The sequence below is a fragment of the Paenibacillus sp. 01T422 genome (genome assembly GCF_056398785.1).
This window is the reverse complement of sequence record NZ_JBFTQB010000141.1, coordinates 1-9513: the sequence shown is the minus strand read 5'-3', so window position 1 is coordinate 9513 and position 9513 is coordinate 1. Positions and strand designations below refer to the sequence as shown.

The 9513-nt window shown below is 45.9% G+C and carries 11 protein-coding genes; 1 reads left to right on the top strand and 10 read right to left on the bottom strand.

Translation table 11 applies throughout. The features are described from left to right. Nucleotides 1-666: 666 nt before the first annotated feature. The 3 genes from AC1DUA_RS10695 to AC1DUA_RS10685 form a co-directional block, all read right to left on the bottom strand. Nucleotides 667-1389 (bottom strand): stalk domain-containing protein, encoded by a 723-nt coding sequence (locus AC1DUA_RS10695; RefSeq protein ID WP_477499724.1) that lies wholly within the window; start codon nt 1387-1389, stop codon nt 667-669. Between the two features lie 94 nt (nt 1390-1483). Next, complete coding sequence (locus AC1DUA_RS10690; RefSeq protein ID WP_477499723.1) at nt 1484-2227, bottom strand: anti-sigma factor; 744 nt, start codon at nt 2225-2227, stop codon at nt 1484-1486. After that, the gene (locus tag AC1DUA_RS10685; protein WP_477499722.1) at nt 2224-2802 is read right to left on the bottom strand and encodes an RNA polymerase sigma factor; all 579 of its coding nucleotides are present in this window, start codon (nt 2800-2802) and stop codon (nt 2224-2226) included. Before AC1DUA_RS10685 ends, AC1DUA_RS10690 begins: the two co-directional genes overlap by 4 nt. A 169-nt stretch (nt 2803-2971) precedes the next feature. Between AC1DUA_RS10685 and AC1DUA_RS10680 the strand changes: the two genes are divergently transcribed. Then, complete coding sequence (locus AC1DUA_RS10680) at nt 2972-4597, top strand: copper amine oxidase N-terminal domain-containing protein (RefSeq protein ID WP_477499721.1); 1626 nt, start codon at nt 2972-2974, stop codon at nt 4595-4597. A 127-nt stretch (nt 4598-4724) separates the two neighbouring features. On the opposite strand, the gene AC1DUA_RS10675 is transcribed toward AC1DUA_RS10680, so the two are convergent. The 7 genes from AC1DUA_RS10675 to AC1DUA_RS10645 all read right to left on the bottom strand — a co-directional run. After that, complete coding sequence (locus AC1DUA_RS10675; RefSeq protein WP_477499720.1) at nt 4725-4934, bottom strand: small, acid-soluble spore protein, alpha/beta type; 210 nt, start codon at nt 4932-4934, stop codon at nt 4725-4727. A 55-nt stretch (nt 4935-4989) separates the two neighbouring features. Further along, a complete protein-coding gene (locus AC1DUA_RS10670) occupies nt 4990-5526 on the bottom strand; it encodes an RsfA family transcriptional regulator (protein ID WP_477499719.1) in 537 nt (178 codons plus the stop codon). Nucleotides 5527-5648: 122 nt separating this feature from the next. Then, nucleotides 5649-5807, bottom strand: coding sequence for a DUF3934 domain-containing protein (locus AC1DUA_RS10665; protein ID WP_477499718.1), 159 nt, complete (start codon nt 5805-5807; stop codon nt 5649-5651). Between the two features lie 174 nt (nt 5808-5981). Beyond that, nucleotides 5982-6899: a C40 family peptidase gene (locus AC1DUA_RS10660; protein ID WP_477499717.1), complete on the bottom strand. Its 918-nt coding sequence runs from the start codon at nt 6897-6899 to the stop codon at nt 5982-5984. Nucleotides 6900-6925: 26 nt separating this feature from the next. Continuing rightward, nucleotides 6926-8038 carry a dipeptide epimerase gene (locus AC1DUA_RS10655; protein WP_477499716.1) on the bottom strand — a complete coding sequence of 371 codons (1113 nt, stop codon included), beginning with the start codon at nt 8036-8038 and terminating at the stop codon, nt 6926-6928. A gap of 12 nt (nt 8039-8050) precedes the next feature. Next, nucleotides 8051-8983, bottom strand: a complete 933-nt coding sequence (locus tag AC1DUA_RS10650) for a S66 peptidase family protein (RefSeq protein WP_477499715.1) — start codon at nt 8981-8983, stop codon at nt 8051-8053. Between the two features lie 74 nt (nt 8984-9057). Then, the coding region (locus tag AC1DUA_RS10645; RefSeq protein ID WP_477499714.1) for an ABC transporter substrate-binding protein at nt 9058-9513 on the bottom strand (456 nt) is incomplete at its 5' end.

Below are 9513 nucleotides of genomic sequence, written 5' to 3'. Positions count from 1 at the left end.
ACATATAAGTGGCATACGAAGCGCAAGCCTTACTCTCATTGCACAAAGTACAACCATTTTAGCTAAATTGCCGCTGGAGTAGTCCTTTTGAGCGTAATCGTTGCACAAAGTGCAATATAGAGTAGTCAAAGTGCTCGCAATCAACCTTTTTGTTGCATAAAGTGCAACATAGGTCGGACAAGTTGCACGCAATCAGCCTTTTGTTGCATAAAGTGCAACATAAGTCGGGCAAGTTGCACACAATCCGCTCTTTGTGTTGCATTAGCTGCAACGTAGAGTGGACTAGGTACATGTAGTTTTTGGGGTGTTGGTGGACGGGTGAGTGGGTGCCGCGCGTCTGGTGTGTGTCTTCCGGCACAGGATAGTTTCCTACAACCGTGTACGTGTTACTTGCTTTTAACCGAGCCACAAACAAGACAGCTTCGTTCAGCCATCTCACAAATCGTTTGTAGCTGACATAACCCACGATCCAAAATATATGCCAATCTTTGCGAGTTTCAAGTTGATCCACAGCCATCTGATCGGAATGGCGAACTCCTTCGTTCCTGAATCGCGGCCTCTACAAATAACATAATCGCAGCATGGGTAGATAGCTTTTTAGAATAACGATCTGCCATGGGAAAGCGTAGCATGTCGAGTCCACGTATTGGATTTCGTCCAATGAGTTTACTTGACCGTAATCGTCCCCTGCATAGCATTTTTGTGCAATTCACAGAAATACGCATAGTCGCCAGGTTCCGTAAGCGTTATGCTCGCCGATTCACCTGTTGCCAAGAGTGGCGTCTTGAAACTTCCATTTTCAGCAGCGGCATTGTGTTTAACTTTATCTTTATTCGTAAAAACAATCGTCGAACCTGCCTCCACCGTGATAGTCCCACCCTTGAATTGGAAACCCTCAATCGTTACATAGTAGGTTTTAGGAGCTGGATTCACGGAATTCTGCCCAGAATTACTGACCAAATGAACCGTTCGCGTTGCTTCCTCATATTGAACTCTGATCCCAAATACTTCAGAAAGAAACCGGGCATGCACGAACGTCGAGTTATTTATTAATTGGGCTGGGCCCACCATCTTATGACTGCTTCCATCAACAAACGCCTCTGAAGATCCAATGGTTAATTGGACCGTCAACCCGTCTTTAAGGACAGTTACCCTCTGAGAGGCAGCCTCATAACTCACCTCCGCACCAATTCCCTCCGCGAACGCACGATAAGGAACAAATAGTGAATTATCGATCAGATAAGACTCATCTAGTTGCAGCGACTTTCCATTCAGGTCCAACTTCATATCCGATTTAACTTGCTGATGCTCCTCTGCAGATACAGTAACGGCCCCAACCATCCACATCGCAACACATAGTAAAGCTAGCAGCCAACTTTTTCTCAACATAAAAATCCTCCTTTGTATGTTCATCCACTCTTAAGAGTAACGAAACAAAGGAGGATTTGGATTACTTTCCGCTAAGATGATTAGCTCCTGGCCATCAACTCTTCAACAGAGCCGCGGCCAGAACTGGCGTCCCTCTTGGTTTGTCGCCGTGAGCATCAGGCTCAAGCGTAATAGCAATGGTATCATAACTATTGGTGTCAAAGGTGTAATACAAGCCTCCTGTACCGTTATTCGTCAGGAAGGTGCCTGCATTAACCGGCGTTTCTTTCCCCTTGATTAACCATACTTGGTAAGCCTCATTATTTTTAAGCTCAGGCAGCTGTTCTGCTTGGACAAGCAGATGAGTACCTTTGGCATCAATCACGATTGTTGCAAGTCCCTTCGCCACGATTTCTTTGGCCGTGCTGCTGAGTTCCACAACACTGTTCACCTGAACAGCTTCCGCCGGGCGATTAAGGAGCGAGATCTTGGACTGCAATTCATTCACATTTTGCTTTAAAGTGTAACTATAAATACCAAGGATAAGTACAGCTGCTGACAGTCCTCCAACCAGCCACGGACGGATTCGGACTACTTTGACACTGCTGGTTGGCACCTGCACCTTGCTCTCACCCAAAACATGGTCAAGCACACGAGCTTTCATTCCTTCAGGTACAGGTACAGGTACAGGCTCCGATGCCATCGGTAGAAGATCCACAAGTGCAATAAGCTCAACTAGTTCCTCCGCACACGCCGAGCATTCTTCGAGATGTCGTTCAAACTCAGCCCGTTCTTCCGGGTCTAATCCACCAACCGCATACATTTCGAGATTCTCGCAACCATTCATTGGCTTATTCATCTTTGAATTTCCTCCTTCCCCACACCTGCAAGCCGTCCTCTTAATTGCTTCAAAGCTAACCTCACCCTGCTTTTCACCGTACCCAGCGGGATCGCCTGCTGATCAGACACTTCTTGCTGTGTGTAGCCCTGATAATAAATAAGATCAACTACTTGCTTCTGATCCGGACTTAGTGCATGCAAAGCCTCGCGAATTTCTTGACCTCTCCAACCCTCCAAGGCGACTTCTTCCGTGCTCTTGCCACTATCCGGTATCCGATTCAACTGTTCGGTTTCCGTTGTCTGTACATTCGTGCGATTTTGCTTCTTACGCAACAAATCGATCGCAATATTTCGAGTCAACGTGAACATCCAACTCGTTAACTTTCCATGATCTRCATCGTAGCGTTCAGCAGCTTTCCATATTCGCAGGAATAGTTCCTGCACAACTTCCTCTGCCATCATCGCATCTTGCACGATTCGATAAGCAAACGCATATATGGGCTTCTCATACTTGTCATATAGAAATTTGAGCGCATCGGCATCTTTATTGACGATTTGCATCATAAGCTCTTGATCGGTACGCGTACCATTCATGAAGGATCTCCTCTCCAAAGTCTCCTTCCTAGTATATACTTCGCAAAATCTTTTGTATTGGATGATAGTCAAAATAAAAAAAGATCGTGATCCTTGTGATCCATATCTCAACATCCCACGTTCTATTAACCGAGAGTACACAAAAACCATTATGAGGAGCGCGATAACCATGAAACCCATGATCAAAACATTAGCTACGGCTGCACTAGGACTTACACTTATTTTCCCGGCAATGGCAAGCGCACATACCTATTCGATTAAAAGCGGAGCTTCCGACCTGCGCATCACACTCGAAAGTCTGCTCGGCGAACATGCTGAATTAGCTGTCATCGCGATGCAAAAAGGCATTGACGGAGCTGCCGATTTCAACGATGCAGCAGCAGCTTTACTTGCCAACGGCGATGATTTGTCCGCAGCCATTGGCTCTGTATATGGCGCAGATGCAGCCAAGGCCTTCAAAGGACTATGGAGCACACACATCGGTTTCTTCGTAGACTATGTAACGGCAACTGCGAAGAAAGACGAGGCTGGACGCAAGTCCGCATTAGATAAACTAGATAAATACGGACCCGACTTTGGCGCATTCCTGGAAAGCGCGAATCCGAATCTGAAGGCAGCCGGTGTTGCCGAAGGACTGAAAGCGCACGTTAGTCAACTGATTGAAGCTTTCGATGACTATGTTAACAAAGATTATGCTGGTGCTTACAAAGCCGATCGTGAGGCCTATTCACACATGATGCATTTCGGTCACGTGTTGGCTGATGCCATTGTGAAGCAATATCCGGATAAATTCACCAATCAAGGTGCATCCGTCGCTTCTGTCGATCTGCGATCCGCGCTGGATGGTCTGTTAAGCGAACATGGCGGCCTGGCTGTTCTGGCGATGCAAAAGGGAATAAGCGGTGCCCCTGATTTCGATGCTGCAGCAGGTGCTCTATTAGCAAATAGCGATGATTTAACAGCAGCAATCACCTCTGTCTATGGAGAGGATGCTGGTAAAGCCTTCAAAGGACTATGGAATACGCATATCGGATTCTTTGTAGATTATGTGAAAGCAACAGCTGCGAAAGACGAGACCAAACGTAAAGAGACCTTGGATAAACTGAACCAATACGGAACAGATTTCGGAGCCTTTTTAGAAAGTGCTAATCCGAATAACTTTAAAACGGCCGATATTGCAGGCGCCTTGAAGCCGCATGTTGCCCAATTGATTAGCGCGTTCGACAGCTATGTGAATAAGGATTATGCCACAACTTATGCCAGCACTCGCGAAGCTTACGCCCATATGGCGCATACGGGTGATTACTTAGCATCCGGTATCGTCGCTCAATTTCAAGAGAAATTTCATGATCCTAAAGCACCAGACATGACCTCTACCATGAAAATTTGGATGAAAATCGGGAGCAGCAGTATGATGATTAACGATAAATCCACGATGATGGACACCGCGCCTTTCATGTGGGAAGGCAACACCTTTATCCCACTCCGCTTCTTGGCAGAAGGAATTGGCGCGAATGTAACCTGGGATCAAGCCAGCCAAACGGCTTGGGTGAAGGCCGGAAATGATACGTTAACGTTCTGGGTCGGCAAAGATTACATGGAAGTGAACGGGATGAAAAAAGAGATCGGAACTCCAATTGTTCTCAAAGATGGGCGCACCCAAGTCCCGCTGCGTTTCATCACAGAATTGCTAGGCTGGGATGTAAAATGGAATGAAGCCGATTGGTCCATTACGTTAACCAAAGCCATGGCCATGGATATGGGGATGGACATGGGAACTCATATGCACGAATAAGGAAAACGGAGGGAGCGGCTAGCTCTCTCCGTTTCTGGCATAGCACGAGCAAACATAAAAAAGACTGCATTCACCCAAGGAGGAAAGAGTGATTGTAGTCTTTTTAGTTCTTGCTTTTACAAAGAGATTAGCGTCTAAAACCTTGCAATTGTTGTTCCGCTATTTGCACCAACCGCTTCGTGATCGTGCCACCAATCGAACCAGCTTCACGTGTAGCAAGATGTCCATTGTAACCATTCGGTTGCAAGGCGATCCCTAACTCTTGAGCAACTTCAAATTTCAATTGATTTAAAGCAGCCTTTGCTTCTGGAACAACTAGCGTGTTATTGTTTGCCATTAATAAATCACTCCTTCTCGTGGTGTAATCTTATAATGTGGAGTGTAAGGAAGACTTATACATTCAAATTCAAAGAAGTTAAATTTCTTGCTCTGTTCATAATTTTAAGGAAAGTTTGAAGATCCTCCGTTGCCACATCTTCATTGCTTTTGACCACATTTACGCTTTCCTTCTGACTTCTCAATTCATTAATTTCAAGTTTGAGCTTTGAGTTTTCGTGAATTAACTGCTCAAATTTTTGCGCTTGATCCTTCGCGATCTTAATGATTTGTCTAAAAGCATCCTCATACTTTGGCATAATCGCTTCATCTTCTAGTAATGGAATGCCAGAAACCGTTGCATGAATGTCTCTTTTTTGTTGTTTTCGTTTCATTCTAAATAATTTGGCGTCATTGATTTCGGTTTCGTATTGATGTCTTAGTTCTTTATTCCATCGAAACCCACATGCGGCAGCCGTGCGATTCAGTCTACTTGCTGATTCTTCGAAGGCAGCAAGTTGCGTACTTCCATTTTTAATATGACTGATTACGGTTTGAGCTAGCGTTACATCATGATTATCTGTCCAAGCATCTTCTCGTCTTTTATCTTTCATTCTAGTTCACCTTCTTTAATATGTTATTAGAGATTGTTACCTGTAATATTAATTTTATTCAATGTGTATGCATAAAAGACCCACATATCGTATATGTAGGTCTCTTTTAACTAGCTATGCACTTAACCTTTGCTGCTGGTGCTTACTTTTTCATCACCATCTTTTTTAAGCCCTTTGCTTTTATATGGTTTCGGGGCACTTTTTGCTCTATTGGCACTAGCTTGCCATCTATTCCAGCCTTTTTTGTCCGTTCCTCTGCCTGTTCCCTTGCCTTTACTCATGTGATCACTCCGTTCCATTAATCGGATAGAAAGCTATTGTATCACGAAAATGGAATTAATCTTAATTTATTCGTCTATTTTCCCTCCCCATGATGCCATAAACCCGCAGCTCCCTCCCGCCTCAAAAAGACAAAACACGTAAGATCGACATCTTACGTGCTTTCATCCGTCACATCACTTCCAATATCGTCTAGACACGCAATGCTCTTGAGCCAACTTGAATGTTGTCATATCCACCAGTTCGATGGACTTGGTAGTTTCAGGGGAATGAATCATCTGATTATCCCCTGCATAAATCCCCACATGGTGAATAGATCCCTTTCCTTCCTCATGAGCGAAAAAGACCAAGTCCCCCGCTTCCAGCTGCTCCTTCTCAACAGGAGTTCCCTGTTTGGCTTGGTCCGAGGCATCCCTAGGAATCATAATCCCAAAATATCTATGCATGGTATACGCAAAACCAGAGCAATCAAAGCCATAGGAGGACGTCCCTCCCCATAAATAAGGCAGATCCAGGAACCTCTTCGCCTGCTCCACGATCCCTTGCCCAACATCAACGCCCCCGGTTTCAGGAGCTAAAGAACCATCCATCAAGCGGATATCATCCGCCTTCAGATAGCCCGTCCCCTCTGGCGTCTGCACCYTCACCAACTCCCCCATTTCCTCCAGCACAGGCAGTGAAGTCAGATAGCTGAGCTCAATTAGCTGTTGGGATGGGCTCTTATACAACCATGCTTTGTCGGCGATCACTTCAGCCCTCTTCGAGCCGAGCGGAGCATCCGACTCTTCAACCAACTGGCAGCTTGGCACCCAGCCAGGATAACCCAATGTTTCCTTGCGCGTTGCCTGATGAGGGATAAGCACCTTACTCCACCCATCGATTTCCTCCGCGACAAGAACAGATGCACCATAAAGAATCTGCGTCTGAACACGGTTCGCCAGACACAAATCCAGCCTATCTCTAAGCGTCATATGGCCCAGCCACTCTTTTATTTCGGCCGGATACTTTAACGCGGCCCCATCTACGGGACGCGGTGAATCCGGCTTCGTCCATACGGTTGCAACAGAAACAGCGACCATCATCCGTTTTGGCATATTTATACTCACCCCCAAACTCATATTCATGACCCCACTGGACTCACTGGACTTTGGCTGTGAACCACATCGAGGATACCAAGTCCCGACGCTTTCGGGAAGGTCATGACCCTTCCGTCATACTGCACACCGCCAACCACAATATCCTGAAGCATCATTAGCGGCGCATCGAAGTCACAGCGTGTAATGTTCTTCTTGCTAGCAGCAAGATGAGCGGCGGCCGTTACAGCCACACGAGATTCGATCATGCTGCCAACCATGCACTCGACGCCGAATTCTTCCGCAATATGATTAATAATTTGCGCTTTGTATATACCGCCAGATTTCATCAATTTAATATTAATCAGGTCGGCAGCACGGTTTTTCAACACTTCAAAAGCTTGAATGGGTGAAAACACGCTCTCATCCGCCATAATAGGAGTTTCCACGTGATCTGTCACCATCTTGAGCCCTTCGATGTCTCCCGCTTTCACTGGCTGCTCAACCAGCTCAATGTCGAGTCCCAAGTCCTCCATGCGCCGAATCGTGCGAATAGCATCCTTCACCTGCCAGCCTTGATTCGCATCGATACGTATTTTCACACTGCTGCCTATGCACCTGCGAATTTCCTTGATCCTTTCGATATCCTCCAGGATGTCGTCCTTGCCAACTTTAATCTTCAATACATTAAAGCCATCTTGCACATATCGAACCGCATCTTCTCCCATTTCCTTAGGGGAATTGACACTGACCGTGAAATCCGTTTCAATCTGATCCTTATACCCGCCAAGGAACTGATACAGCGGCAAACCACAGTTCTGCGCAACAAGATCGTAGATGGCCATATCCACAGCCGCTTTTGCGCTGCTGCTTCCGATCATAGATTGATGAATATCCTGCAGAATCCGCTCATAAGCTAGCAAGCTTTTACCTACCAACAAAGGAGTAAATGTATTTACAATAGCCGAATGGATACTATCCAGGCTGTCACCTGTAATAACAATGGTCGCCGGAGCTTCCCCCCAACCAACTCGGCCGTCGCTACTCTGAATTCGAACAATGATAGACTCCGTACAATACACAGTACGCAATGCTGTTTTAAATGGCTTCTTAAGCGGAGTTGACTGCCGCATGACCTCTACACTTTGGATAATACTCATGATTTTGCCTCCTTATGCCTCTACACCGGGTTCCGTACATGCCAGCAACTTCTCGTAAGTACTCATCCTTGCTTCCATACCTATGGGGATCGCAATATTCGGCGAACAATGACCAATTCTAAATCCGGATAGTGTCGGCTTCCCAGCGGGAACGATGTGATGGTCGAAAATCTCTTCTAAAGTGAACGACACTTTCCGTTTATCCGGCTCACAATTTTGAAAATCACAAATCAGAATGCCAGCCGCATCGGCAAATTTCCCAGCGTGTTTGAGCTGATTTAACATTCGATCCACTCTATAAGGTTCTTCGTCGATATCTTCGATAAAAAGAAGTTTCCCCTTTGTATTAAGCTCATATGGCGTCCCTAGCGTACTCACAATCAAAGAGAGATTTCCTCCAACAATAGGACCAACAGCCTCTCCTTCTACTAACGTATGCAGCAGGGAAATCTCTTCTGTGTAACGAAGAACCGAAGGACGTAGAAGCGTTTCATAATTCTGAACCGTCAGCGGGTGCAGATCCTCTTTTCCCAAATCAATCAGCATGGGGCCATGAAAAGTAACCAAACCCGCAAACCTGCTAATAGCTGCATGCAAAAAAGTAATATCACTATATCCCCAGAAAATCTTCGGATTAGCGCGAATAAGGTCATAATCCAGCAAATCCGCGATTCTTCCAGTACCGTATCCACCACGCGCACAAATGATAGCTTTGATAGCAGGATCAGCAAACATAGCGTTCAACTCCCCTGCCCGCTCCTCATCCGTTCCCGCCAAGTAGCCATACTTCTTGATCAAGGTATCTCCCAAGCGAACTCGCAGCCCCATTTTCTCCAAAATGGTAGACGCTGCTTTCACCTGCTCCGTGTCTACCCAGCATGCCGGCGCCATAATGCCGACTGTATCACCAGGGCTTAGTCGCCTCGGTTTTATAAGCTCAGCCATGACTACAAGTCTCCTTTCCCGCATGAAAAAAGGAAGAAGCACCCCTTACAGGTGCATCCCTCCGTCACCCCATTTTATTTCAGATCTGCCCACTTAAAGTCCAAGAAGCCGAAAGCGTGTCTAACGACACCTTCCAATTTATCGCTTTGCATGTAAGTGGAGTTGTAGAAGTAAAGCGGCAGAACTGGCGCTTCGTCCATCAAAATCTTCTCCGCATCATGCATCATTTTGAATCGTTTCGCCTCGTCTGTTTCTACATAGGCATCTTTGATCAATTTATCATACGTAGGATTCACCCATCCTGTACGGCTGAATGGATTCGTTGATTGGAAACCATCCAGGAAGTTGATCGGATCGGCAAAATCCGGAAGGAAAGAAGAACGAGACAGCTGCAGTTGTAGATCCTTTTGCTCGGTAGTCAGTACTTTACCTTCTTTGTTTGCCAGTTTCACATCAATACCCAAGTTATCTTTGAGCATAGCTTGCAGCGTTTGGGCAATTCGCTGACTCACATCATTGGTGTTATACGT